The following is a 26,597-nucleotide window of genomic DNA, read 5'->3' as shown; positions in this document are numbered from 1 at the left end:
CTGCTCTGCTCTGCTCTGCTCTGCTCTGCTCTGCTCTGAGGGCGAGCGTTGCGCGAAGTCTTTGGTCTTTCAAACAAAAAAGCCCTGCCGCGTAAGCACGGCAGGGCTTTTTGTCAGAAACCTGAAAGAACAGGCTGGCTGATCAGTTCTTGGTTTTGTCAACCAGACGGGATTTGGAAATCCACGGCATCATGCCACGCAGTTTTTCACCAACGGCTTCAATCTGGTGGGCATCGTTAATGGCGCGGGTAGCCTTGAAGCCAATGTTGCCAGACTGGTTTTCCAGAATGAAGTTACGCACAAAGGTGCCGTTCTGAATGTCGGTCAGAATGTCCTTCATGGCCTTCTTGGTGTCCGGCGTGATCACACGCGGGCCAGACACATACTCACCATACTCAGCCGTGTTGGAGATGGAGTAGTTCATGTTGGCAATGCCGCCTTCGTAGATCAGATCCACGATCAGCTTCATTTCGTGCAGACATTCGAAATACGCCATTTCCGGTGCGTAACCACCTTCAACCAGCGTTTCAAAACCAGCGCGGATCAGTTCAACCAGACCACCGCAAAGCACGGCCTGTTCACCAAACAGATCGGTTTCCACTTCTTCCTTGAAGCTGGTTTCAATGGTGCCTGCACGGCCACCACCAATAGCAGATGCGTAGGACAGCGCGATTTCCAGAGCGGAACCGGACTTATCCTGCGCGATAGCCACCAGACAGGGAACACCGCCGCCACGCTGGTATTCGGAACGCACGGTATGGCCGGGGCCCTTCGGTGCGATCAGGAACACGTCCAGATCAGGACGGGCTTCAATGATGCGGAAGTGGATGGACAGACCATGAGCAAACGCCAGAGCGGCACCCTGCTTCAGGTTCTTTTCCAGAGATTCTTTGTACAGCGTGCCCTGGCCTTCATCAGGCGTCAGCACCATCACAACATCGGCCCAGGCAGCGGCTTTATCAGGCGTCATCACGGTGAAGCCAGCATCCTGCGCCTTTTTCACGGCGGAAGATTCTTCACGCAGACCGATCACGATGTCCTTGACGCCGCTGTCTTTCAGGTTGTTGGCGTGGGCGTGGCCCTGGCTGCCATACCCGATAACCGCAACCTTTTTGGATTTGATCAGGTTCACGTCCGCATCACGGTCGTAATAAACACGCATAGACATTGTTTTTCTCCTTACCACGGCAGGGGTTTTTCCTGCCGCTCTGTTATCTTCAGTGACTCTGAATTGTCTGCGGTCCGCGGCAGATTGCCGCGATTCCGGTGCGGGAAACCTCAGCCAGCCCAAGCGGACGCATCAGTTCAATGAAACTGTCAAGTTTGTCGGTTGAACCGGTCAGTTCAAACACGAAGGAAGAGGCCGTGGTATCCACCGCGCGGGCACGGAACGCCTGCGCAATACGCAGCGCCTCGGTACGCGGCTCACCAGAGGACACAACCTTGATAAGCGCCATCTCCCGCGCCACATGCGGCCCGGCGGAAGAAAGATCAACCACGCGGGAGACAGGCACCAGACGTTCGATCTGCGCCTTCACCTGCCGGATATCTGCCGGGGTGCCGGTGGTGACAATATTAACGCGGGACACCAGTCCCTCTTCATCCACTGGAGCCACGGTCAGGCTGCGGATATTGTATCCACGCCCTGAAAACAGACCGATAATACGGGCCAGCGCACCGCTTTCGTTATCTACCAGCAGGGAGATAACCGCAGAGCCGGGAGCATTCTGCTGCATTGAAAAACTTCCTGAAAATCACGCAAGACTAAAGGCGTATCATCACGCCACGGAACAAAAAGGTGGGGCGTCAGACAAGCATCATGCCCTCACGCGTGACCTTTGCGCCACGCTCTTCCTGTTCCGGCCCAAGGATCATCTCGTTATGCGCAGCGCCGGATGGAATCATGGGGAAGCAGTTTTCCCCTTCCGCCACGCACAGATCCACAACCACCGGCCCATCATGCGCCAGTGCCTCACGGATCACACCATCAAGCTGGTCCATCTGTGTGGCGCGCAGCCCTTTGGCGTGGAAGCTTTCCGCCAGTTTTACAAAATCCGGCAGCGCATCACTATAGCTTTCAGAATAGCGCGAGCCGTGCAGCAGTTCCTGCCACTGGCGCACCATGCCCATATAGTGATTATTGATGATGAACAGCTTAACCGGCAGGCGATACTGGGCAATGGTGCCCAGTTCCTGAATGTTCATCAGGGTTGAGGCTTCCCCGGCAACATCCAGCACCAGCGCATCCGGGTGGGCAATCTGCGCCCCAACGGCGGCGGGTAGGCCATACCCCATGGTGCCAAGGCCGCCAGACGTCAGCCAACGGTTGGGGGCATCAAACTTGAAGAACTGAGCCGCCCACATCTGATGCTGTCCCACTTCCGTGGAGACAAACGTATCGCGCCCGGTTTCCTGCGCCAGTTCATAAATACGCTGGATGGCCTGCTGCGGTTTGATAATGGCTTCGGGTGCGTGATCCTGATTAAAGCGCAGGCAGTTCAGCCCCCGCCATGCCTCAATCTGCTCCCACCACGCCGCCAGCTCGGCCTTGTGTTCATAAGCAGGCTGTTTTTCCCACTCTTCAATCATCAGCGCGATAGTCCGGCCCACATCGCCGATAATCGGCAGATCAACATGGATGATCTTGTTAATCTGGGAAGGATCAATATCCGCATGAATTTTAAAGGAATCGGGTGAAAACGCATCCAGCCGACCGGTTACGCGATCATCAAACCGGCTGCCCAGAGCAATCAGCACATCACATCCGTGCGTCGCCAGATTGGCTTCGTACGTGCCGTGCATGCCCAGCATACCCAGGAACTGCTTATCCGTGCCCGGAAATGCACCAAGCCCCATCAGGGTGGAGGTAACCGGAAAGCCCGTCAGCTTTGCCAGCTTGCGCAGGCCTTCACTGGCTTCCGGGCCGGAGTTGATCACGCCACCGCCTGTATAGAACAGCGGACGACGCGCCTTTTTCATGGCGGCAACGGCACGGGCCACGGCCTCACGCTCGGGGTCAACCTGCACTTTGCCTGTGCGCGGCTTGACCTGATCGGCCCCAACGTACGGCGCATCACCCACTGTAATATTCTTGGGCAGATCAATCAGCACCGGGCCGGGGCGGCCAGACTGCGCAATGGCAAATGCTTCATGCACCGCAGGGGCCAGATCTTCCGGGCGACGTACCAGATAATTGTATTTGGTCACCGGGCGGGTAATGCCGGTGGTATCTGCCTCCTGAAAGGCATCATTCCCGATCAGCGCCGTGGGCACCTGACCGGAGAGACACACCAGCGGAATGGAATCCATCATGGCGTCCAGCAGGCCGGTTACGGCATTGGTGGCACCGGGACCACTGGTAACCAGCACCACGCCCACCTTGCCGGTTGAACGGGCATAGGCTTCAGCCGCGTGCACAGCCGCCTGCTCATGCCGCACCAGCACATGCCGGATATGGTTCTGGCGGAACAGGGCATCATAAATAGGTAGGACAGCCCCACCGGGATAGCCGAAAATAACCTCAACGCCCTGCTCAGCAAGCGCACGCATAAGGACTTCCGCACCCGGTAGGGTGGTGGGGGTCTGTGCGGCCATGGTGGCAGAAGCGGTTTTCGGTGTCATTTCTTCCTATCTCCCAAAAGCGGGTTGGGCGGCATCTTTAGGGAACCCTGCTGGCATCGTCAATCCCGGATAGAATAAAAGAAATAATTTCACTGAATTTTCTTTCCGAAAATTGCTCGGAAGGTGGCATGCACATATCAAGATCGTATGTCAGCCCCGGTTGAGAGAGTGCGTGATGCGCAAACCAGGTGGCCTGCCTGCGGGTATATTTTCCCGTTGCCAGCACCGCCAGCCGTATGGCTTCCTCCTGCGGAATTTCACCACGCAGAAAGGCTGAAAGTTCCGGCACACCATGCGCCCGCATGGCAGGCAAAGCGGGGTCAAGATGCTGCGCCAGCAGGGCTTCCACCTCTTCTATGGCTCCATGCTGCATCATATGGTCAAACCGCACCGCAATTCTGGCCCGTAGGTCTGAGCGTGGCGGAAGAAGGCGCACAGCCACAAAGCGGCAGGGCGCAGGTGGCAAACCGGGCTGGGCCTGCCACCACGCAAGGCTACGCCCCGTGCCTCGCCAGACCTCCCACGCACGGGAAACCCGCTGAGAATCCACCGGGCGCAGGCGGCTGGCCATATCCGGATCAACATCCGCCAGTCTGGCATGCAGGGCTTCCGGCCCCTCCTCCGCCACCAGACGTCGCGCCTCGGTGCGGGCAGCCTCTCCGCAATCCGGTATTTCGGCCAGACCATCTGTCAGGGCACGCATATACATGCCGGTGCCACCGCACAGAATGGGCAGTCGCCCCGCCTGCCATGCTTCCTCCATGGCGGCCAGAGCCTGCGCACGCCACCAGGCCACGCTGCCTTTTTCCGCCGCTGGCAACACACCATAAAGCCGATGCGGCACCAGTGCTTCTTCCTCCGGCGGGGGGCGAGCGGTCAGCACCCGCAGGTCCTGATACACCTGCATGGAATCCGCATTGATTACGGTGCCGCCCAATTTTCGCGCCACAGTCAGCGCAAGGGCTGATTTGCCCGAGCATGTGGGGCCCGCAATGATCAGGGCAACCTGCCCGCGTTCCGCAACGCTGTTTCTCTGGTCTTCCGCTTGCTTCATGCGGGTATTCCTGTCACACCCAATTCCAAATGATGAGCCTGGTCCTGACACTTGTCGCACAGCGCGACGCCGCCACACTTGATGCCGCAACCATTGCCCTGGCGCGGGACACCGTGGATGGCGCGCAGACTGTCACCACACTCTCCGCCGGAGAAGCGGTGGACATTCCCTGCCCCGCCACCGCGGCAGACCGCCTGCCCGCCCTGCGCGCTGCGCTGGCTGACAAGCCGGTTGATGCGGTCCTGACACATCAGGATGCCCGACGCAAACGCCTGCTGGTGTCTGATATGGACAGCACCATTGTGGCGAACGAAACGCTGGATGATCTGGCCACCCATGCGGGCATTGGTGAAAAAATTGCCGAAATCACGGCCCGCTCCATGAATGGCGAGCTTGATTTTGCCACGGCCCTGCGCGAACGGGTGGCCCTGTTGAAAGGCTTTCCTGCTTCCCTGCTGGAAAAAGCCTGGAACGATGTGCGACTGAACGAAGGCGCAAAGGAACTGGTGCAAACCATGCGCGCCCACGGTGCCCATACAGCACTGGTTTCTGGCGGGTTCACGTTCTTTACCTCCCGCGTGGCAGCGCTATGCGGGTTTCAGGAAAACCACGCCAACACCCTGACCATTGCGGATGGCATACTGACCGGAGAAACCGGGCACCCCATTCTGGGGCCAGATACCAAGCTGGCGTTACTGACCTCTCTGGCGGAAAAACACGCTCTTCCGGCCAACGCCACACTGGCCATTGGGGATGGTGCGAATGATCTGCCCATGCTGAAGGCAGCGGGGCTTGGTCTGGCTTTTTATGCCAAACCCATCATCCGCAATGCCATTGCAGCGCAGATCAACCATACCTCACTACGCACGGCGCTGTTTGTGCAAGGCTATCCGGCTTCAGCGTTTTCAGGCGCATAAAGAGCAGGCCATCAAGCCAGAAAGAGGAAGGAGATCACCCCATGCAGTTCGACCCGCGACGCAACATTTCCTCCTTTCCGTTTGTGCGCGTCTTTCTGGCTTTGGTGGGCTGCGCGCTGATGGCTTACTGCTTCCAGTATTACCTGACCCTCCCCCCAGACTCGCCTGAACACGTCATGCGCCACGTGGCTGCCCTGATTATCGGCACACTCATCCTGCTGGGCACCATCTGGGTCTAAAGGGGCACACCACGCGCCCTAAAACCCCAGCCGCCGGTGCATCTCAGCCACCAGCGCGGGCGTATCATCCAGTGGTTCCACAGCCCATGGCTCCAGTTTTCTGAATGGGGAATGCTCACGCAGCACCCGTATTCGGCCTGAACGCTCAAGTTCTTCCGCAAAACGGGTGATACGGCGTGATTTTCCAGGCAACGGAAAAACCGAGACAGGAGCCTCTCCCGCCACAGCTTCAGACACCATGGACACGCTATCTATGGTCACCACCAGATGGTCAGCGCAGGCAATAAGGCCCACATAAGGGTTTTCGCCCTCACCATCCCACAATGTGCCGCCCACCGAATCCACCAGATCACTCAGCATTTCCCGCGCCTGGGGGTCTGTGCGGCGGGAGGGCGTGACAATCAGGCTGCCTTTCTGCTCCGCAACGGCCTTAACCAGTATGGCCCCCAGCCGCGCAGCTTCCCCCACGCCAAACTGAAACCGTCCGTTGGAGCCCCCTATCAGTCCGGCAATCAACGGGCGGGGTAAATGGGCAAAACGGGGCATCCATGTTTCACGTGCCTGCGCCAATCTGTCCGGCGTCAGCCCATGCAGGGCGGTGCGGCCCAGCAGCACATTGGGGCCTGAGATCTCATCATGCACACACGCCACAATCAGATCAAAGTTGGAGAGCGGCTGGCGCGGGTGCTGAATCTGCACCACGGGCCGCCCCGGCGCACGCAGGGCCGCCCCCACTGCCCCCCCTTTGCCGCCAATACTCACCACAACCCGTGCCTGATCAGCGGCAGAGAGTAGAGGCTGGCCTGCACCATCATCCAGAAAGCGGGGGCGCAGCCACTGTGGACCCCGCAGCGCCAGCCGTGCGATACGCGAAGGCCGCACGGCATGAAACTGCCTCTGCCAGCCTGCCCGGCTCACCAACCCCAACGCCTGCGAGCGCATGCCCGCAAAATCCTCTCCCACCACCAAGGCAGACACAGGCACCGCTGCCCCGGTAGCGTCCTGGTGCAAGAGAGTGTTTGAAACCGTCGCCTTTCCAGCATATACGTCTTCAGCCATCAGGCGATCTCCCCCGCTTTTCATGCGCTGTCCGGCCCGGTGCCTGCATATTGCAGAGCAGCCAGAGCGGCAGCACGCCATGCAAAGCATGTTTTTGAACCGGGTCAAGGCGGATAAAATCAGCATGTCCAACAGCTTCGAGGCAATGGGCCTTCTGCCGTCCTTGTGCGCACACGCCGCGCAGGCAGGCATGGCCACTCCTACCCCCATCCAGCAGCAGGCCATTCCGGCGGCGCTCGCCGGGCGGGATGTTCTGGCCATAGCACCCACGGGCACGGGCAAAACCGCAGCCTATGCCCTTCCGGTGCTGCATCAGTTGCTCAAGGCGCGCCGCCCTCAGGATGCGCTGGTGCTGGTGCCCACGCGGGAACTGGCTCTACAAACGGCAGGCGTGTTTCGCATCTGTCTGGGGCTGAACCCCAGAGACAACCGGCAAAAAGCCGGAACACCTGGTATTATTACCCTGTATGGCGGGGTGGACCGTGCCCCGCAGGCGGAAAACCTGCTGCACGATGGCCCCCGTGTGCTGATTGCCACCCCCGGCCGCCTGCTGGATTTTGCCCACACGGGCGAGGTTGATCTGGCCACTTGCACCCATGTGGTGCTGGATGAAGGAGACCGCCTGTTCTCCCCCGAATTTTTTGAAGAAAGCGCCACCGTGGTGGAGGGATTGCCGCCGGTGCGCCAGACCATGCTGGTCTCCGCCACGCTGCCAAAAACCCTGCCCCCCATCCTGCAGAAACTTCTGCGCAAGCCGGTGGAAGTGCAGATTGAACCCTCACCCGAAAAACGGGGGCCAATCCGGCAGGGCGCATATTTTGTGGAGCCCGCCGAGCGCCTGGCGTTCCTCAAGGCGTTTTTCAACCGTGACCGCAAAAGCCGCACCCTGATATTTGTCAAAACCAAAGCGGAAGCGGATCAACTGGCCAGTGCGCTCAAAAAGCTCCGCGTGGGGGCAGCCCCCTTGCACGGAGACCTTTCTCAGGCGCAGCGTACGTCCACCGTCACCAGCTTTGCCGCAAGCCGCACACCCGTACTGGTAGCAACGGACATTGCCGCGCGTGGGCTGGATGTGCCGGATATCCGTACCGTCATCAACATGGACCCGCCGGATCAGCCGGAAACGTATCTGCACCGTATCGGGCGCACGGGCCGGGGCGGCAAAACCGGCACGGCCCTGACGCTATGCAGCCTGACAGAGCGCAAAAAACTCCGGCAAATAGAGGTTGGAGCCTCCGTAAAGCTCAGGATTTTGTCCGAGGAGCAGGCTTTGCCGCCACTGGCCCCGCAGCAGAAGACCCAGCAGGGTGAGGCAACACGCACCAAAGGTCCGAAAGCAGCTTCCCGGCCATAGAGGCCCAATCCGCCTTGACAGTCGCATTGCCCTCCGGCTCCGGCACGGGGGGCGGCTGAGCTATCATCTGCCGCAGGGCCTGCGCTATGCCCGCACTTGTGGGTGCACAGAGCACGGCCTGCGGCTTACTGCGGAACTGCTCTGCCAGACCGCCTACATTGGTGGCCAGCACCCAACGCCCCGCGGCCAGAGCCGCAGCCCCAACACCGCTCTGGCTCGCTTCCCGGTAAGGCAGAAGCAGCACATCAGCCCACGCCAGCAAACTGGCGATCTCGCCCTCTGGCACCCAGCGATTTTCAACACTTACACCCGGCACGTGCGCCAACCGATGCAACCAAGGCGCATCCGGCCCTTTCCCCACAACCCGGCACACATAACCGGGCTGTGTCTGACCCATTTCCTGCAAGGCATCCGCCAGCAGGTCCAGCCCCTTGTAGGGCAGCAACCGGCCAAAGGCGAGCAGACGGATTGACCCGCCATGCGCCAGCGGCTGGGCGAGCGCCGTACCACCTTCAAACGCAAAGGGCGGATGAGACGCCACAATGGCCTTACGCCCCCGCATGCAGCGCTGCACCTCCAGCAAAGCCGCAACATGAGTGGTCAACGCCACCACAGCATCCGCCCGCCAGACAAGCAGACGTTGCAACATGATCTGACCCGGAAAACCATCCCCCGGATGTGCCTGTGCATCATGCACAATGACCACAACCGGCACCCCCGCCCGGCGCAGAGCCTGCGCCATGAGCAGATCAAGAGGGCCCGGCATGGCGCATATGGCAAGGTCTGGCCTGATACGCCGCACTCTGGCCGTTAGCTGGCGCACCAGCCACGGGGCCTGAAGCACACGCCCCAGCAGGGACATGAGCGTTGTATAGGTACGCACGGACAGATCATTCGTGACTGAGGGATCGGCGCGCAGAATTTCCGCTTTTTCTGAAAGAGACAGCACGGCCTGACAGTCTTCAAGCGCGTTCAGGCCCCGCGCCAGTTCCACGGCCATTTTAGGGCCTGCACCACGCCGCCCCCATTGCCAGACCAGAACGCGCATTATTCTCCGTTACCCTTCCCGTGCCCCAGCCTCGCTACAGCGTTCAGCAAAGGGGCTGCTCCAAAGGCTTTCAGCACAGTCTGCCGTGCATTCATACCCAGCCTGCGCCGCAAGGGGGCATCTTCCGCCAACCTGTGCAGGGCCTGTGCCGCAGCGCCCACATTGGCTTCCGCCCACTGCGCGCCCGCAACCTGATAGACCCCACGCTCATCCTGCGCGGAAACAAGCGTATAGGGCACAGGCACGCCGCAGGAGGCATCCAGAAACTCGGCTGTTGCAGACCAGTCTGTCGCCACCACAGGCTTTTCAAGCAGCATTGCTTCCGCAGGCACAAGCCCCAGCCCTTCACTTCTATGCAAGGAGAGCACAATATCGGCGCAGCGCGTCAGGGCATGCACATCCGGCATGGGCAGGGTGCGCGTCTCAAACCGGATATTGGCCGCCCCCTGCGTGGCCGCCTGCAATCTTTGCATATCGTCCGGATAATGCGTGGCGTTGGAGACTTTCATAACCAGCACCCGGTCCGGACGCTCCCCAAAGGCTTGCCGAAATGCCGCAATAGCCGCCAAAGGGTTCTTGCGGGCAAAGCTTGAGGCCAGACTAAAGGATGTCAGCACCACTACGGCCTGTTCTGGCAGACCAAAATCCTGCCGCGTTAGCGCGGAGGGCTGAGGCTGTGCATCCACCAGTGGATACGGCACCACCCGCACACGTCCTGGTGCCAGTTCTTCCAACGCGCGGGCACTGAAACGGGAGGGCGTCCAGATTTCATGCACCGACTCCAGACCCGCCCGCCATTCTTCCGGCAGCTTGGGCAGTTCCCACACCCAGTAACCCACAATGCGCCGCCCCCGCACGGCCTTACGGCCCAAGCGCAGCAAGGCCGCTGGCGTTTGGGGGCTGTTGACGTGCAATAAAAGAGCCGCCTGTTTTTCCGCCAGAAATGGCACCTTCGCCATTATTGGACGCGGTGCCAGCAGCCCCGCTTCAACAGCCTCAACGGGCACATGATGGGCCTGTAACCCTCTTAAAAGAAGACGCGCCCCTTCCCCTAGGCCCGAGCCGCGCCCGATCTCTCCCGCCACCACCACCCTGCCATCACACACAGGCGCGGGCCATGTGGCTTTAGGGGCCAGTGCTGCCGTTATGCGGGCCAGCGCCCGGCGGCGGCGTTCCACCGGCAACAGGCGCCACAGGCGATGAAAAAGGGACAGGTCGGACGTCACGCGCTTATTGTGTCAGAAACGTATTAAAGCGCCTACCCCCAGAAGGGAGAGGGATTGCACCAACACGCAAGCCAGACAATACTGCCCAGCCCATGGTGACTGATTGCAACTGCCCTGTCTGCATCGCCCCCTTTACTGCCCCTTTATGGGTGTGGGCACATGCCTTGGCAGTCATGCCGCAAAAGAGGCTGCCCGCTGCTGCCGCTGGCGCGGTTACGCCACCAGAGCCCGCCATATCATGAGTTGCGCGTCCCGCCGCCATAACCCGGAGCGGGGCCTTATTCGTGTTCGCACGCTTTCTGAAACCTTACCGCCCCCCCAGACACAGTTACCCCACTTCAGAATTGCCGTGCCCCCACCCGATCTTTCTCCATGGGAAGCGGGTAATTGCGGCATTCCCGGCGTGCATCATTTTGAAGCAGGTCAACCCGGCCCGCATGTGGCCCTCACGGCCCTGATGCACGGCAATGAGTATAGCGGTGCCTGTGCGCTGGCTGATCTGCTTACCCGCGCCATTCGCCCCCAACGCGGGCGGCTGAGTCTGATTTTCCTGAATCTGGAGGCTTTTTCCCGGTTCGACCCGCAAAAACCCACCCTCTCCCGTTTTGTGGAAGAGGACATGAACCGCCTGTGGTGCGCTGATCTTGTCCGCTCCAACCATTCCTCCGTGGAAATGGAGCGTGTGCGGCAGGTTTTTCCCATTATGGAAACCGTGGATGCCCTGCTGGACCTGCACTCCATGCTCTGGCCCTCTCCGCCCGCCTACCTCTGTGGCCTGACGGAAAAAAGCCATGCGCTGGCCTGCACCCTTTCCGCCGCCCAGCCAAAACCGCCGCTGGTGGTACAGGATGGCGGGCACGAGGAAGGGCCACGCTTGATTGATTATGAACGCTTTGCCTCCAACCGCACGGCAGCAACCGCGTGCCTGCTGGAAGCTGGCCAGCACTGGCTGCCCGAAAGCGTTACCACGGCCCGTATAACCGCCCAGCTTTTTTTGGAACAGATGGGCCTGCTGCCGCCCCGAACACTGTGCGCAACACCCCCAGCCCCACCGCGATGCGCGGTTGTAACCCACACCGTGCAGGCCCATAGCAGCCGCTTTGTTTTCACCCGCGCCTTCCGCAACGGAGATGTTGTCAAAAAAGCCGGAAGCCTTGTGGCATTTGATGGCCCAGATGAAATCAGAACCCCTTATGGCAACTGCGTGCTGGTGCTGCCCAACCTACGCCCCATGCGTGGACACACTGCTGTAAGGCTGGCCAGACTTGGGGAAGCTGTATGAACGACATACATTTTTATCTATTTGAGTATGAATGCATTGTCTCTCATCACACTCACTGGGGTAACCTGCTGACAGCATGAGGCGTAGCGCCGCTCTTTTTTAATCTCCTTTCCTCAGCTTTTTACGAAAAAATATTCTTACAGACTATATCAGTCAGATCTGGGCTGTGTTTTCACTGTCCGGGCCAGTTCCGCCAGCGCCATGATCTGCCGCACCAGAAAGTCCCGGGTTTTCTGATCCGTGAGTTCCAGCCGCTCGGTATCAAACTTGCCTGTGGCCTGCCCTATCATCACTTCCGGGCGATTAAGAACAAAGGCATCCAGAAACACCAGACTTTGCCGCAGATGATACTGCGCCCGCGCACCCCCTATGGCACCGGGGGAGACAGTCTGAATTGCCAGCGGTTTGCCTGCAAACGGCTGCGGCGTTACGCGGGAAAGCCAGTCCAGCGCATTCTTGAGCACACCCGGCACGGAGTAATTATATTCAGGCGTGACAATAATAACGCCATCCGCAGCACGTATCTGATCAGCCATGGCCAGAACCTCAGCCGGAAAATCCGTGTCCTGCACATCCTGATTATAATGTGGGAATGCACTAATGCTCCCAAGCGGCGTGATGGTCACGCCCTCCGGCGCGAGGTCAGGGAGCGTACGCGCCACAATACCGTTGAAAGACGCCTTACGCAGGCTGCCCAGAAGCGTGACGAACCGAAATGGTGTCTCTTGTGTCATGGTCCTGTGTGTCCTTTACCTGTTTGAGTATTCCAGAAGAGGCATTCTTCCAGACAGAATTTTCCTTGAAGGATGCAGCGCGTTTTTATTTTTCACACTTTCCTCTGCATGCAGGATGGTGTGAGGCTTGCATCGTCAGGCAGCAGGAAGAAAAGACGCTGATCCCCTTTCCTCCCTGCTACACCAGCCTCTCCACTATCGCTCCTACACCGTGCCTCCATCAGGCCGGGATACCGCCAAACCGCCCGGCTCTGAAATCTTCGATCGCCTGCTGGATTTCGTCCTGCGTGTTCATGACAAATGGGCCATAACCGGCAATAGGTTCGTTCAATGGCTGGCCTGTCAGCACCAGAAAGCTGGAAGGCACTGCGGCCTGCACCGTCACGCTTGCGCCCTCACGCCCCAGCAGGACGAACTGCGCATTCCCCACTTCCTCCGTGCCATTGATAATCAGCCGTCCTTCCAGAGAGACAATGGCGCTATTGTGCCCTTCCGGCAGATCAAGCATGGCCTGAGCGCCTTCCGGCAACGTGGCATCCCACACGTTCAATGGCGAAAATACCCGTGCTGGACCGTGCACACCGTTATAGTCACCGGCAATCACCCTCAGGCTTCCCGCGCCATTGGCCAGCGGCACGGTTGGAATATCCACTGCATGCAGGGTTTGATAGCCAGCAGGCGCTCCTTTATCCTTTGCAGGCAGATTGACCCATAGCTGCACCATCCGGAACGGACCGCCTGTTCTGGCATAGGCCGGAGAATGATATTCCTGATGCTGGATACCGTTCCCCGCTGTCATCCACTGCACATCCCCCGGCCCGATCACGCCGCCAGCGCCTGAGGAGTCCCGATGTTCGACCTCGCCATCATAAACAATGGTGACGGTTTCAAAGCCTTTGTGGGGATGCTCTCCTACGCCACGGCGTTTGTCCGTGGGGCTGAAGTCATGCGGGCCTGCGTAATCCAGCAGCAGAAACGGGCTGAGGTGCTCGCCAAAATTACTGTAGGAAAACAGGGACCGCACTGGAAACCCATCTCCCACCCAATGGCCACGATCATTTCCATAACGACCAAGAATTTTCTTCTGCATGGTGGTTTGTCCTGTTGATGAGAGAAAGAACGGCCCAATGCCTCTTCCGTTGAAGATGAACATGGGCTTTTCTGATTGTCTCATGAAGACTATCAGATCGAACGATGCGTTCTATGGAAGGAACGATGAGAGACCTTAACGACTTCGAGTATTTTGTGCAGGTGGTGAAACATGGCGGTTTTTCCGCCGCCGCCCGTGCAACCGGGCTCCAGAAATCCCTCCTTAGCCGGCGCATCCGCCTGCTGGAAGATCGGCTGCATACGCGCCTGATCCAGCGTTCCTCCCGCCATTTCAGTGTGACGGAAACAGGCCACCGTTTTTACGAACACTGCGTGGCCATGCTGGCCGAAGCCGACACCGCAGAGCGCTCCGTTGCGCAACTCCAGACGGAGCCTTGCGGGGTCATCCGCCTGAGTTGCCCTGTGGCCTTGCTCAACTTTCAGTTCGGGGCGCTTGTGGCGCGCTTCATGCAACGGTACCCCGCTGTCACCGTGCATCTGGACAGCACCAACCGGCGAGTGGATGTGCTGAAAGAAGGTCTGGATCTGGCCATACGCGTCCGGTTTCCGCCGCTGCCATCCTCTGATCTGGTCATGCGCACGCTTGATACCAGCACCCAATGCCTGATTGCCTCCCCCGCACTGGTGCCACACCCCCTTGCCTCCCCGGCTGATCTGACTGCTTTCCCCAGTCTTGATCTACACACCACGCCGGGAGCCCATTCGTGGTTGCTGGAAAGTCAGGACGGACAGACCGCCACCATTTTTCATGACCCCCGACTGGTAACGGATGATATGGCCGTGCTGCGTGAAGCCGCGCTCGCCGGTATTGGCATCGTGCAACTGCCCACCATGATGATCTGGCAGGATATTGAAGCCGGGCGGCTTGTGCGCGTGCTCCCCGGCTGGAGCCCACGGGCTGGCATTGTGCACGCCGTTTTTCCGTCCCGTCGTGGACTGGTGCCAGCCGTGCGTGCCCTGCTGGATTTTCTGGCGCAGGAATGCAGTATCCAGCGCAACCTTGCTACGGAAGCATTCACAAAATCATCTTCTGAAATGTGATTATTTCAATACCATCTACAGAGAAAGATTCAAAAATAACCATACTATGTCTTGTGTTTTCTTTTACACGCGGTTGCGTTTCCTTCTTCCGTCCATATCACGGCTTCTCTGTCACACAGCCCACCGTCGCACCATGGAAACGTCCCGGCACCCCTCACCCCCCGCTTTTTTAAACACTCCTGAAGACACGCCGCCACGCCCAAAAACTTCGGAAAGAGAAAAGGAGGGCGGATAACTTCTGGAACCCGCAGCACCTATCAAGCTCCCACTATGCCTGCTTCAACTCCAGAAAGCCTGCCGTCGTTTCTTGCGGCCTGTTCAAGCGCCCCTTCATCCTGGGGGCTGACACTGGAGTTTCCTACCCCCTGACTGTCCCAGCTAAAAACAGAACAGATCTCCCCAAACGCTTGTTAAAGACATGCGTTACAGCCGGAAAAGGTACAGCCGCAGCCAGTGTGACTGATGCTTGACCGAGAAAAAGGGAGGGCTCCGCGCCCTTTTTGCCACTTTGCCATGGACTTTCACAACACAAACACACTGTTAAAGGACGGACAAATGACAGCCCCCTATACCGCCCTGACAATTACCGGCCTCCTTGAAACGTCGCTTTATGTGGATGACATGGCCCGCGCTGTTCTGTTTTACGAACAGGTGCTCCATCTGCCCTGCATGCAGCGCGGCGAGGTATTGAGTGTGTTTGATGCTGGGCGTCAGGGGGTGCTACTTCTCTTCAAACGCGGTGCATCAAAAGCCGACAGACCCAACAGCCATGGCGTTGTGCCGGGGCACGATGGTTCAGGCCCCCTGCACATGGCCTTCGCCATTCCTGCAGAAAGCTACCAACCATGGCTGCACCATCTGCAAACCGAGCGCGTTCCCTTCCGGGGCGAAATGACATGGCCCGCAGGCGGCCGAAGCCTGTATTTTGAAGACCCCGACGGCCACCTTCTGGAATTCGCCACCCCCGGCCTGTGGCCCAATTATTAAATGTGTCGAGCAGTAGGAATTTTCTCTCGGGACACTCCCTTACGGCACGGTGACGCCACGTCATCACCCGAAATCTGGCCCGGAAGCCGCCACTTTGCGCAGTGTCAAAAAACGGATTGGGGTACTGAAATCCTTTTTTCGGGAAGACGACGTGACGGTTTTGGGGTGACGTCACGGGCATGTCAAACGCCCTTCCTTCCGTGCATGTCATTTCCGGGTTGCCCCGGTCCGGGTCAACACTGCTTGCGGCACTTCTGCGGCAGAACCCTTATGTAAAAACCGCAGCCCACAACACGCCTGTCGCCCCCATGCTCATCCGCATAATGTCTCTTATGAGTGAGGGGGAATATCAGCCCGCGTTTGCTCAAGGCCAATGGCAGAACATCATGCGCGGCGTGTTGCAAACCTATCTTGACCCAGAAGCCAAAAACCCATTCCTGATCGACATCAATCGGGATTGGAGTGCACATGCAGGGCTTCTGACAACCCTTTACCCGCAAGCAAAAATCATTTGTTGTGTGCGAGACCCCGTGTGGATTCTCAACTCGTTCGAGCATCTGATCACCCGTGATCCTCTACTGGGTTCTAAACTTGTACCCATGGCCCACCGCGCCACCCAGCATGACCGCATTGACTATCTGGCCTCACGCGAGGGTGCCTTTGGTTACGCATGGCGGTTGCTGAACGAGGTGTTTTTCGGCCCCTACGCGCACCACGTCATTGTTGTGGAGTATGACCGGCTTGTGGCTTCTCCCAGCGGTGTCATGAACCATTTGGAACGTCTGCTCGGGTTGCCGCCCTTTTCCTATAATTTCCGGCATATTGCCCCACCGGACACCACAACATTTGATGCTGCCCTCAACACACCGGGCCTGCATAGCGTCCACCCGCGTGTGGAGCCCACCCAGAAACGGCTGATCCTGCCGCCTCATGTTGTCGAGCGCATGGCGCACCAGACGTTCTGGCGTGAGCCGGGTTTGAACACGGGTGGCGCTGTGGTTATCGCCTGAGGCGCGATGAGTGCCGAAGGTCTGAGGGGTTGAGCCCGAACTGTTTACGGAAAGCGGCCGTAAAATGACCGGGGTTTGAGTATCCCATGCGGAGCGCAATCCCGAGGATCGACTCCTCATCACTCAGAAGCAGCCGATGCGCCTCCTGCATGCGTTCCTTCTGAAAAAAGGCGTACACACTGGTTCCAAAAAGCATGCGGAAGGACCGTTGCAGGCGGGACACGCTCATCCCCGCCTGTCGGGCGAGTTTATCCAGACGAGGCGGTGCGGCAAGATCCGCCAGCAGCATGTCACGAATATCATTCAGCCTGCATATATCCTGCCTGGATAAGGAGGTATCAGACGCTTCCCCCTGAAACATTTGTTCCAGCAGCAGCCCCATGAAAGACAAACTCTGCCCCAGCATCTGCAACTGGCTGCCCGGTCGCTCGCCTTCGCCTGTGCTGCCTGTGCTGCCTGTGCTGCCTGTGCTGCCTGTGCTGCCTGTGCTGCCAGCTGCACGCAATCCGTTTGCAAAAGCAAGAAGTTGCCGCCCGCCCCGCACCTGATTGAAATAGTGCCCTGACCGTAGTTTTTGATCGAGGCACGCTGCATCTTCCGCAGACAGGTCAGCCAGAACCGAAGGGCTGAGGGCAATGGTCACACCAGCGCCCATCCCTGCCGTTTTGGTAAAATCAATCCGACACCCCGGACGATAGGCGATGTACGCATCATGCAGACCGCCATCCGTTTCATAATGTGTCAGACCATCACGGCAGCGGGCCTCAAGATGGGCTTTGCCGCCCGTGTAGGCTCCAAAATAGATCAGATCATCATCATGCCTGACCGAGTAACTGAAATCATGCTCGGTGCGAGCATCCCAATAAAGAATACGGATGCCGGTCTGAAGTGCAACCAAACGGGTATAGGCATTAAGCCGCACAAGGGCCGGAAGCGCCGTATCCGGGGCTTCACCTTCATAGACAGTCTGGGCCGAGATGGTCTTGGGGCGTTCCGCCGTCATGATAGGGACACTTTCACGTGGAGAACTGGCATTTTTCTGCTCACCATTTGAACCGCATCCCGGCAATGACAGCCGCAGTTCCCACATCGCTGCCTGTATTGGTTTCCCGATGCCCGGCAAACATGCTGACGGTCAGATCCATTCCCGGCACACCTTTCACGGGATAGGCGGCGGTCACTGTCCGGCCTGTCTCCAATGGCATGAAGCTGTGGTTACTCTGCTCGAAAGTCACTGCGCCAAAACGTTTCAACCCGGCAGGGGGCTCCGGCTGCAAGGAAAACGCAGGGGCTGTTATGAAATACTCTTTCCCCACGGGCTTCATCTGGCTGCTGTTGGGCACAGACATATCCGTCTTGGGCACGGAAGACCTGAGATTTTCTGTTCTGGAGCCGGACTGGCGCGTGGAAGACGAGGCCGGTGCGGCATGGGCCATGATGCAGGCCACAGGCATCAGCAGAACTGTCAGGCCAATTCCGCAACATTGCCGCTGACGACCAGATCTGTCAGGATGATGAGTGGTGAAGATGCTCTCTGGAAAAGAGAGGAATATCGCGCTCATTGCGTCGCTCCGCACTGTAACATGCGTGCAACAAACAGCAAAAAAACGCTTTTCAGCAAATCAACCAATAAAACAGTTATACTATAGATGTTACAAATAGTTATTCCGGAACAGTTATAATCTGGATATTTTATCTCAATGAAACGAAATGATACAAATACTGTTTCTACAATACACTATACTCGCCTCTATAGTCTTTGGCCCACACGGATAACGCACGAAGAGGGTCCTGTTGGCAGGCCCATGAAGCTGCACTCACGTTTGCGGCCTCAGGGCGATGAGGGCTGGCCCTACCCGATCCCACTCCTACTCAGGTGTGACAGACAAGGCACCAGGGCGAGTGCTTTCCCCGCCCAGAACAAAAAAGGGGCAGACCGCAGCCTGCCCCTTCTTGCCGTTTTGTAGAACGAAGACCGTCTTATTTGGAATAGATCGGGAAACGGGCGCACAGGGCTTTGACGCGTTCATGCACGGCGTTTTCCACTTCCGTGTTGCCTTCTCCGCCAGAAGCGGCAAGGGCCGTCAGCACTTCGTCAATCATTTCACCCACTTCACGGAACTCGGCTTCACGGAAGCCGCGGGCCGTAGCAGCAGGGCTGCCCAGACGCACGCCAGAAGTAATGGCGGGTTTTTCCGGATCAAACGGAATGGCGTTCTTGTTGGCGGTAATGCCAGCGCGTTCCAGAGCCTGCTCGGCGGCCTTGCCGGTCACTTTCTTGGGCCGCAGGTCAACCAGCAGCAGGTGGGAATCCGTGCCGCCGGTCACGATATCAAACCCGCGTTCCACCAGCACTTCAGCCAGCACGTTCGCGTTCTTCTGAACAGCTTTCTGGTATTCCTTGAATTCCGGACGCAGAGCTTCCCCAAACGCCACGGCCTTGCCCGCAATCACGTGCATCAGCGGGCCACCCTGCAAGCCAGGGAACACGGCAGAGTTGATCTTCTTGGCCAGCGCCTCGTTATTGGTCAGGATCAGGCCGCCACGCGGGCCACGCAAAGTTTTGTGCGTGGTGGATGTCACGACATCCGCATACTCAACCGGGTTGGGATACAGACCGGCAGCGACCAGACCAGCGAAATGCGCCATGTCCACCATCAGCGCCGCGCCAACTTCATCGGCAATGCGGCGGAAGCGGGCAAAATCAATAATGCGCGGGTAGGCAGACCCACCAGCAACAATCAGGGTCGGTTTGCTTTCCCGAACCAGCTGTTCCATTTCGTCATAGTCCAGCAGACCATCCTGACGGCGCACACCATACTGCACGGCATTGAACCATTTGCCGGAATAGTTAGGGGCCGCACCGTGGGTCAGATGGCCACCAGCAGCCAGGCTCATACCAACAACGGTATCGCCCGGTTTGGCCAGCGCCATGAAGGCAGCCTGGTTGGCGTTCGCACCAGAATGCGGCTGCACGTTGGCAAATCCTGCGCCAAACAAGGTCTTGGCGCGCTCAATGGCCAGCACCTCGACCTTATCCACTTCAGAACAGCCACCATAGTACCGGCGGCCGGGATAACCTTCCGCATATTTGTTGGTCAGCACACTGCCCTGAGCCTGTAACACGGCTTCAGAAACCATGTTTTCGCTGGCAATCAGCTCAATGCCGTCCTGCTGGCGTTTCAGCTCACTGGCCAGAGCGGCCGCAACATCCGGATCAATTTCTGTAACCGGTGCGTGAAAAAAACGATCCAGATCCGTCTGGCTCATCAGGAGCTCCCTTGAATTTCATCACTTCGTCCGGCACGGCCGCCGCCCGGATGGACACCGTGCCAGTTCATTACGTTCAAAACACATCTTGCTAAGATGTGCACACTAGCCTCTCTATAGGGCAAAGAAGGCTACCCCGGCGCTCTCTTACCGTTTTTGCCGTGGTTCTGACAGGAGAAAAATTTAATGACGCAAAGGCCTGCTTCTTCCGCAGCCTCGGCTTTTACCCGCTGTATGCCCCTGAACAAGCTGGAATCCACACAAGGCCTTAAAAGGGTTCTGGGCCCCGGCAGTCTGGTTGCGCTGGGTGTGGGCGCCACCATCGGGGCAGGTCTGTTTTCCCTCACTGGTATTGCGGCATCTGAAAATGCAGGCCCGGCCGTTGTTATTTCCTTTCTGATCGCCGCTATCGCATGCGGATTCGCAGGCCTGTGCTACAGTGAACTGGCCAGCATGATCCCCATTGCCGGCAGCGCCTACACCTATGCGTACGTTACGCTGGGCGAACTGATGGCGTGGATCATCGGGTGGGACCTTGTGCTGGAATACGCGGTAGGCGCTGCCACTGTGGCGGTAAGCTGGTCACGCTACGTTGTCTCCCTGCTGGAGTCGTGGGGGCTGGTGCTACCACCCCGGCTGACAGCCTCTCCCTTTGAAACGATTCAACTGGCTGATGGCTCCACCGTAACAGGGCTGATGAACCTTCCGGCCACCTTTATCATCTGTCTGGTGTCCTGGATCCTTATTCGCGGTATTTCACAGTCCGCGCAGGTCAACGCCGTTATTGTCACCATCAAGCTGCTGGTGATTGCCGCCTTCATCGGCTTCGGCATTTCCTACATCAACCCCTCTAACTACCACCCGTTCATTCCCCCCAATGATGGCACATTCGGCCATTATGGCTGGTCTGGCATCATGCGCGCCGCAGGCACCATCTTCTTTGCCTATGTGGGGTTTGATGCCGTCTCCACCACGGCGCAGGAAACCAAAAACCCGGCGCGGGACATGCCAATCGGCATTCTGGGCAGCCTGCTGGTGTGCTCTCTGGCCTATATTGCGTTCTCCTTCGTCATGACCGGGCTGGTGAACTACAAGGACATGCTGGGTGATGCCGCCCCCGTGGCCACCGCCATCAACCGCACGCCCTACCAGTGGCTGCAACTGGCGGTAAAAATCGGCATTATCTGCGGGTTTACCTCCGTTCTGCTGGGCATGCTTCTGGGTCAGAGCCGCGTGTTCTTCGCCATGTCCCGTGATGGGCTTCTGCCGCCCATGTTCAGCAAAACCCACCCACGGTATCAGACCCCCTGGCTCTCCAACCTGTTCTTCATGGTGCTCACCTGCCTGCTCAGCGCCTTTCTGCCTATCTCGGAACTGGGGCACATGACATCCATCGGCACCCTACTGGCCTTTGTGCTGGTGTGTGCGGGCGTGATGGTCCTGCGGCGCAAATCCCCTGACGCCCCGCGCGCCTTCCGTGTGCCGGGCGGGGATATTGTGCCGGTTCTGGGCATTCTCAGCTGCGGCGCCGTCATGGTTTCTCTGGATAAACTGACATGGATCCGTCTGGTGGTGTGGCTGGCCATCGGCATGGTCATCTATCTGGGATACGGGCGTTACCGTAGCGTTTTGGCACGGTCCTGATACGCGCTGGGCGGGGTTGCATAACGCGGCAGGGAGAGCATACTCCGCCCTGCCGTTCACCCCGTTGGCCCTGCCTGTATTCGGTCGCACTCTCCTTGCCCGGCCGTATCAGAGCGCCGACACGCTAGGAGATTCCGCCCATGAAGGCCGGTCGCTTCCCTCTGGCCCGCCCCCGTCGCAACCGTTTTGACGATTTCACCCGTCGGCTGGTTGCAGAAACCTCTTTGGGCATCAACAACCTGATCTGGCCTATCTTCTTCACGGAAGGCACAAACACCGTGACAGAAGTGGCCTCCATGCCCGGCGTGCATCGCGTTACGCTGGACCGCTTGGCCGCCCACGTTGAACCGGCCGCCAAACTGGGTATTCCTGCTGTGGCGCTGTTTCCCGTCACCCCCATGGAGGTGCGGGATGCAGAAGGCACGGAAGCCCTGAACCCGGATAACCTGATGTGCCGGGCCGCCCGTCTGCTGAAAAAGGAATTCCCCAATGTGGGGCTGATCGGGGATGTGGCGCTGGACCCCTACACCAGCCACGGCCATGACGGCGTGATCCGCGATGGGTATGTGGTGAATGAGGAATCCGTCACCATTCTGACGCAGCAGACCATCAATCAGGCCGCTGCGGGTGTAGATATCATCGCACCGTCTGACATGATGGATGGCCGAATTGGCACCATGCGCGTGGCGCTGGATGAAGCCGGGCTGCTGAACACCCGTATCATGTCCTATGCCGCCAAATACGCCAGTGCCTTCTACGGCCCGTTCCGTGATGCGTTGGGTTCTGGCGGTATGCTGAAGGGTGACAAGAAAACCTACCAGATGGACCCCGCCAACAGTGATGAAGCCCTCCGCGAAGTGGAGATGGATATTGCTGAAGGCGCGGATATGGTCATGGTCAAACCCGGCATGCCGTATCTGGACATCATCCGCCGCGTGCGGGACACATTTGCCGTGCCCACCTATGCCTATCAGGTGTCTGGTGAGTATGCGATGCTGATGGCCGCCATCCGTAATGGCTGGCTGGACCATGAACGCGCCGTGATGGAAAGCCTTCTGGCCTTCCGCCGCGCTGGCGCCAACGGCATTCTGACCTACTTTGCAGTTGAAGCCGCTGAACGGATCAAACAGATCTACGGCGTCTGATCCGTTTTTATTTCACGTCAAGGTTAAACCCTGCGCACTCTGTTGGTGTTGAAACAGAGTGCGCGTCGGGCCAGCATGCTGTTACACTTGTCCGGCAGGCTGTTAGGCGGCGCCCCAGCCCGCTCCAATCTTTGCCGGACAGGATGATATGGTTTCCTCGCTGCGACATCCGCAGTTTTTCTACACCACAGCACCGCAGCCGTGCCCCTATCTGCCGGGGCAGATGGAGCGGAAGGTTATTGCTGATCTGAATGTGCCTGCGGCAGATGCCCTGCACAGCCGCCTCTCCCGCGTGGGGTTCAGGCGCAGCCACACACTGGCCTATGCCCCCGTATGCGCCACCTGCGCCGCCTGTATTCCCATCCGCCTGCCCGTTGCGCGCTTTACGCCAGACCGCACGCAAAAACGCACCCTGCGCCGCAATGCTGATCTGACCGCCACCTGCACCGCCCCCAAGGCCACAGAAGAACAGTATGATCTGTTTACCCGTTACCAGAGTGCCCGCCACGCAGAAGGCGACATGGCCGACATGAACGCCGAAGAATATCGCGGCATGATTGAGGACACGACGGTACAAACCATGGTGGTGGAATTCCGGGATACCACCCACCAGCTTCTGGCGGTCAGCCTTGTCGACCAACTGGAAGATGGTCTTTCGGCCGTTTACAGTTTTTATGAACCCGCGGCACCCCACCGCTCCCTGGGGAGCTTCGCCATTCTGGCCCTGATCCGTGAAACGGAGCGGCTGGGACTCCCTTATCTGTATCTGGGCTACTGGGTGCAGAAAAGCCGGAAGATGTCCTACAAATCCCGCTACCACCCTGCCGAAATTCTCAGTCAGGGCACATGGCACACGCTTGACCCGGACAACCCGCCGCCAGAAGAGCGGGAGACTGCCTGATCGAGCCATAAAATCAAGCTCTCAGGCCTCGTGTGTTCATGAAAAAATGCGTCCATGCATCCAATAAAACCCATGACAACTCGGTAGATATTTTATTACGCTAGAAGCATATACTCTCTTTGCATGAGAACATTGGGGAATTCAGTAATGACATTTTTCAGAACAGCAATGGTTATTTGCAGTTTGTATTTTTCGTTTTGCAGTGTCTCAAACGTATATGCTGCACCGCAAAGCGAAATATGCGCGAAAATAGAAAAAGCTGATTATCAGGCCACCGCGCATTCTGTTAAAATGTCTCTGCTCCTTTCTTCAAAGGAAGGAACAAAAAAGATACTTTCAATACCCCAAGATACACCCGACAAAAAATTTGAGGTAGAAATCCATTCAGATAAATATTTCCTGATAAAATATAGTGGAAATAAATTACTAAGTATCGGGCAGGCATGTCATTAAAAAATACCTCAGCCCGCTGTCTCAGCGTTTTACTACTGCCTCCCTGAAGAGCCATAAGAAAAGGCTTAATAAATAATATTATAGCCTATTTCTTATGTCTTCAGACTGCCCCATTTCCATTGCACCATGCTGGGGTTGTCGCCCTTTACCCGGTCAGGCCTTTTTAACCGCCCACGGTGGAGCATTTTTGCCTACTGCTGCACGTTTGCCCACCCAGTCCTGCAAATCCGCAAACTGCCGGACCCGCACCGCACCGGGCCAGAGCAGGCCATCCGTGGAGGAGAAAACCATGGCCTGCCGCAAACCACCATCTGCATATTTCTGCAACGCCACGCCCAGCCCCCGGCCCATGACGGGCAACTGCTCAGCCGGGAAAATCAGGAAGCGGCGATTATCACCCAACACAGCAACCTGATCACCTTCCGCCGGGCTGCAAATCTTGGCGTATTCGCCTTCCTTCAGATTGAGCACCTGACGGCCAGAACGTTTTTCGGCCACCATGCTGTCTTCTTCCACCAGCATGCCGCGCCCTGCGCTGGATACCACAAGCCGTTTTGCCCCTTCCTTGACCGCAAAAACCGCTATCAGATCTTCATCATTGCCCAGATCAAACAGCAGGCGCACCGGCTGACCATCACCACGACCACGCGGCAGATCTGCCCCCTTGAGGGTAAAGGCCCGCCCATCCGTGCCAAAGAAGCACAGCTTGTCGGTCGTCTGGCACGGCACTGCCAGTTTCAGACCATCGCCTTCCTTGAACTTCTGGTTTTCCAGATCAGTCGTATGGCCTTTGATGGCCCGCACCCAGCCCTTTTGAGACAGGATCAGGGTAATGGGTTCGCGCTCCACCGTTTCCACCACGGAGATATCAACCGGCTTGGGCGCGGACAGCAGCGTGCTACGGCGCTGCCCCAGTGCACCGGCCCCAAACTGTTTGACCATGCCATCCAGTTCCCGGCCAATGCGGGACCAGCGCAGCTTTTCATCACCCAGCAGTTTCAGAAGCTCATCCCGCTCACCCGAGAGCTTGTCATGCTCCTTGCGAATTTCCATCTCTTCCAGACGGCGCAAGCTCCGCAGCCGCATATTCAGCACAGCCTCTGCCTGCATATCCGTCAGCGAGAACGTGCTGATCAGGCTGGCCTTGGCATCATCCTCTTCACGGATAATGCGGATCACTTCATCCAGATTCAGATAGACGGCCAGAAAGCCGCTTAGAATTTCCAGCCGCCGTTCCACAGCCTCCAGCCGGTGGCGGCTGCGGCGTTCCAGAACCTCGTGCCGGTGGTCCAGCCATGCCTGAAGCACATCCTTCAGGCCCAGCACGCCCGGCGCACGGTCCGCGCCCAGCACGTTCATGTTCAGGCCAAAACGGCTTTCAAGCTGCGTGGCCCGGAACAGGGTTTCCATCAGCACTTCCGGCTCTATCCCGCGCGATTTGGGCTCCAGAACCAGTCGGATAACATCCGTACTTTCATCCCGGATATCCCCCAGCAGCGGCAGCTTTTTCTGCTCCAGCAGATCTGCCACCTGCTCGATCAGGCGTGATTTCTGCACCTGATACGGAATTTCCGTGACGATTATCTGCCACGTGCCAAATCGGCCCTGCTCCACTTCCCAACGGGCACGCATGCGGAAGCTGCCGCGCCCGGTCTCATAGGCTTTCAGAATGGCGTCGGAATCTTCAACAATCAGGCCACCTGTGGGAAAATCCGGACCCGGCATCAGCTTCAACAGGTCTTCCGTGGTGCTCTGGGGCTTGCGCACCAGCAAGGCAGCAGCAGCGCACACTTCCGCCGCGTTATGCGGGGGAATACTGGTGGCCATACCCACCGCAATACCGGATGCCCCATTGGCCAGCAGGTTCGGGAAGGCTGCCGGAAGCACAACCGGCTCCTGCTCCTCTCCATCATAGGTGGGGCGGAAATCCACGGCATCGTTTTCAATGCCATCCAGCAGCGCACGAGCAACTTCAGTCAGCCGGGCTTCGGTGTATCGCATGGCGGCGGCGTTATCGCCGTCAATCGAGCCAAAATTGCCCTGACCTTCCACCAGCGGGTAGCGGGCGGCAAAATCCTGGGCCAGACGCACGAGCGCTTCATAAACAGAGGCATCGCCATGCGGGTGGAACTTACCAATCACATCCCCCACCACGCGGGCGCACTTCTTGAAGCCCGCCGAGGGGTCCAGCTTCAACTGGTGCATGGCGTACACCAACCGCCGGTGCACCGGCTTCAACCCATCACGCACATCCGGCAGAGAGCGGGACATGATAGTGGACAGCGCATAGGCCAGATACCGTTCGCTCAGCGCATCCGCCAGCTTGGTCTCTTCCACATGGCCTTCAAACGTCTCGCTCATTTCCTGCTCCCCGGACACTGTGCAGGCTCTCGCCCGCCTGGACACATAGCGTTGCTTGCCCTTTTGTTCCAGCCCTCAGCAAAGAGTCGGAAAAGGTGATAGACTTTCTTTGGCCTGTGCCGCCGGTTTCTTCCCCACCGC

The 26,597-nt window shown here is 58.3% G+C and carries 24 protein-coding genes; 11 read left to right on the top strand and 13 right to left on the bottom strand.

Annotation, left to right across the window (positions count from 1 at the left end):
* Positions 1-142 precede the first annotated feature (142 nt).
* The 4 genes from ilvC to miaA form a co-directional block, all read right to left on the bottom strand.
* Positions 143-1,162: a ketol-acid reductoisomerase gene (ilvC, locus tag AD944_RS07055; protein ID WP_006560245.1), complete on the bottom strand. Its 1,020-nt coding sequence runs from the start codon at positions 1,160-1,162 to the stop codon at positions 143-145.
* A 55-nt stretch (positions 1,163-1,217) separates the two neighbouring features.
* Positions 1,218-1,736: an acetolactate synthase small subunit gene (gene ilvN, locus AD944_RS07050; RefSeq protein ID WP_006560244.1), complete on the bottom strand. Its 519-nt coding sequence runs from the start codon at positions 1,734-1,736 to the stop codon at positions 1,218-1,220.
* 70 nt (positions 1,737-1,806) lie between these two features.
* Complete coding sequence (ilvB, locus tag AD944_RS07045) at positions 1,807-3,621, bottom strand: biosynthetic-type acetolactate synthase large subunit (RefSeq protein WP_045542762.1); 1,815 nt, start codon at positions 3,619-3,621, stop codon at positions 1,807-1,809.
* A gap of 37 nt (positions 3,622-3,658) precedes the next feature.
* Entirely contained in the window at positions 3,659-4,675 is a 1,017-nt protein-coding gene (gene miaA / locus AD944_RS07040) for a tRNA (adenosine(37)-N6)-dimethylallyltransferase MiaA (RefSeq protein ID WP_045542761.1), read from the bottom strand.
* Between the two features lie 29 nt (positions 4,676-4,704).
* Here miaA and serB point away from each other — a divergent pair, with 29 nt between their 5' ends.
* Together serB and AD944_RS07030 are read left to right on the top strand one after the other, a co-directional pair.
* Entirely contained in the window at positions 4,705-5,592 is an 888-nt protein-coding gene (gene serB / locus AD944_RS07035; RefSeq protein WP_045542760.1) for a phosphoserine phosphatase SerB, read from the top strand.
* A gap of 41 nt (positions 5,593-5,633) precedes the next feature.
* Positions 5,634-5,831: a hypothetical protein gene (locus AD944_RS07030; RefSeq protein WP_035380451.1), complete on the top strand. Its 198-nt coding sequence runs from the start codon at positions 5,634-5,636 to the stop codon at positions 5,829-5,831.
* Between the two features lie 18 nt (positions 5,832-5,849).
* On the opposite strand, the gene AD944_RS07025 is transcribed toward AD944_RS07030, so the two are convergent.
* Positions 5,850-6,890, bottom strand: coding sequence for a mitochondrial fission ELM1 family protein (locus AD944_RS07025; protein ID WP_373317181.1), 1,041 nt, complete (start codon positions 6,888-6,890; stop codon positions 5,850-5,852).
* 79 nt (positions 6,891-6,969) lie between these two features.
* Here AD944_RS07025 and AD944_RS07020 point away from each other — a divergent pair, with 79 nt between their 5' ends.
* On the top strand, positions 6,970-8,244 hold the full coding sequence (locus AD944_RS07020; RefSeq protein ID WP_248845811.1) for a DEAD/DEAH box helicase: 1,275 nt from the start codon (positions 6,970-6,972) through the stop codon (positions 8,242-8,244).
* Here the strand turns inward: AD944_RS07020 and AD944_RS07015 are convergent.
* The gene (locus AD944_RS07015) at positions 8,135-9,292 is read right to left on the bottom strand and encodes a glycosyltransferase (protein ID WP_045542759.1); all 1,158 of its coding nucleotides are present in this window, start codon (positions 9,290-9,292) and stop codon (positions 8,135-8,137) included. The two genes, AD944_RS07020 and AD944_RS07015, sit on opposite strands and share 110 nt — an antisense overlap.
* Complete coding sequence (locus AD944_RS07010; protein WP_045542758.1) at positions 9,292-10,518, bottom strand: glycosyltransferase family 4 protein; 1,227 nt, start codon at positions 10,516-10,518, stop codon at positions 9,292-9,294. The genes AD944_RS07015 and AD944_RS07010 overlap by 1 nt, the downstream gene beginning before the upstream one ends.
* A gap of 103 nt (positions 10,519-10,621) precedes the next feature.
* Between AD944_RS07010 and AD944_RS07005 the strand changes: the two genes are divergently transcribed.
* Positions 10,622-11,800 (top strand): M14 family metallopeptidase, encoded by a 1,179-nt coding sequence (locus AD944_RS07005; RefSeq protein ID WP_231551702.1) that lies wholly within the window; start codon positions 10,622-10,624, stop codon positions 11,798-11,800.
* 149 nt (positions 11,801-11,949) lie between these two features.
* Here AD944_RS07005 and AD944_RS07000 read toward each other — a convergent pair whose 3' ends face one another.
* Both AD944_RS07000 and AD944_RS06995 read right to left on the bottom strand, forming a co-directional pair.
* Complete coding sequence (locus AD944_RS07000) at positions 11,950-12,534, bottom strand: NADPH-dependent FMN reductase (RefSeq protein ID WP_035380459.1); 585 nt, start codon at positions 12,532-12,534, stop codon at positions 11,950-11,952.
* A gap of 220 nt (positions 12,535-12,754) precedes the next feature.
* Complete coding sequence (locus AD944_RS06995; RefSeq protein ID WP_045542766.1) at positions 12,755-13,624, bottom strand: pirin family protein; 870 nt, start codon at positions 13,622-13,624, stop codon at positions 12,755-12,757.
* 125 nt (positions 13,625-13,749) lie between these two features.
* On the opposite strand from AD944_RS06995, the gene AD944_RS06990 reads away from it, so the two are divergent.
* The 3 genes from AD944_RS06990 (at position 13,750) to AD944_RS06980 (ending at position 16,682) form a co-directional block, all read left to right on the top strand.
* The gene (locus AD944_RS06990; RefSeq protein ID WP_045542757.1) at positions 13,750-14,685 is read left to right on the top strand and encodes a LysR substrate-binding domain-containing protein; all 936 of its coding nucleotides are present in this window, start codon (positions 13,750-13,752) and stop codon (positions 14,683-14,685) included.
* 555 nt (positions 14,686-15,240) lie between these two features.
* Positions 15,241-15,672, top strand: a complete 432-nt coding sequence (locus tag AD944_RS06985) for a VOC family protein (RefSeq protein ID WP_045542756.1) — start codon at positions 15,241-15,243, stop codon at positions 15,670-15,672.
* 179 nt (positions 15,673-15,851) lie between these two features.
* Positions 15,852-16,682 (top strand): sulfotransferase family protein, encoded by an 831-nt coding sequence (locus AD944_RS06980; RefSeq protein WP_045542755.1) that lies wholly within the window; start codon positions 15,852-15,854, stop codon positions 16,680-16,682.
* On the opposite strand, the gene AD944_RS17250 is transcribed toward AD944_RS06980, so the two are convergent.
* The 3 genes from AD944_RS17250 to glyA all read right to left on the bottom strand — a co-directional run bounded on the left by AD944_RS17250 (position 16,672) and on the right by glyA (position 19,952).
* Positions 16,672-17,685, bottom strand: coding sequence for a helix-turn-helix transcriptional regulator (locus AD944_RS17250; RefSeq protein ID WP_045542754.1), 1,014 nt, complete (start codon positions 17,683-17,685; stop codon positions 16,672-16,674). The genes AD944_RS06980 and AD944_RS17250 overlap by 11 nt on opposite strands.
* Before the next feature lie 40 nt (positions 17,686-17,725).
* Positions 17,726-18,244: a hypothetical protein gene (locus AD944_RS06970; protein WP_061138867.1), complete on the bottom strand. Its 519-nt coding sequence runs from the start codon at positions 18,242-18,244 to the stop codon at positions 17,726-17,728.
* A gap of 418 nt (positions 18,245-18,662) precedes the next feature.
* Positions 18,663-19,952: a serine hydroxymethyltransferase gene (glyA, locus tag AD944_RS06965; RefSeq protein ID WP_045542753.1), complete on the bottom strand. Its 1,290-nt coding sequence runs from the start codon at positions 19,950-19,952 to the stop codon at positions 18,663-18,665.
* A 186-nt stretch (positions 19,953-20,138) separates the two neighbouring features.
* On the opposite strand from glyA, the gene AD944_RS06960 reads away from it, so the two are divergent.
* The 4 genes from AD944_RS06960 (at position 20,139) to AD944_RS16735 (ending at position 24,095) form a co-directional block, all read left to right on the top strand.
* Positions 20,139-21,596 carry an amino acid permease gene (locus tag AD944_RS06960; RefSeq protein WP_035380471.1) on the top strand — a complete coding sequence of 486 codons (1,458 nt, stop codon included), beginning with the start codon at positions 20,139-20,141 and terminating at the stop codon, positions 21,594-21,596.
* Between the two features lie 140 nt (positions 21,597-21,736).
* Complete coding sequence (gene hemB, locus AD944_RS06955; protein ID WP_045542752.1) at positions 21,737-22,741, top strand: porphobilinogen synthase; 1,005 nt, start codon at positions 21,737-21,739, stop codon at positions 22,739-22,741.
* Positions 22,742-22,889: 148 nt separating this feature from the next.
* Positions 22,890-23,642 (top strand): arginyltransferase, encoded by a 753-nt coding sequence (locus tag AD944_RS06950; RefSeq protein WP_035380473.1) that lies wholly within the window; start codon positions 22,890-22,892, stop codon positions 23,640-23,642.
* Between the two features lie 147 nt (positions 23,643-23,789).
* On the top strand, positions 23,790-24,095 hold the full coding sequence (locus AD944_RS16735) for a hypothetical protein (RefSeq protein ID WP_140329641.1): 306 nt from the start codon (positions 23,790-23,792) through the stop codon (positions 24,093-24,095).
* A gap of 153 nt (positions 24,096-24,248) precedes the next feature.
* Here the strand turns inward: AD944_RS16735 and parC are convergent, their stop codons facing one another.
* Positions 24,249-26,456, bottom strand: coding sequence for a DNA topoisomerase IV subunit A (gene parC, locus AD944_RS06945; protein WP_035380474.1), 2,208 nt, complete (start codon positions 26,454-26,456; stop codon positions 24,249-24,251).
* Between the last annotated feature and the right edge of the window lie 141 nt (positions 26,457-26,597).

It is taken from the genome of Acetobacter tropicalis (genome assembly GCF_001580915.1).
Taxonomy (GTDB): Bacteria; Pseudomonadota; Alphaproteobacteria; order Acetobacterales; family Acetobacteraceae; genus Acetobacter; species Acetobacter tropicalis.
This window is presented reverse-complemented; position numbering and strand designations above follow the sequence as displayed.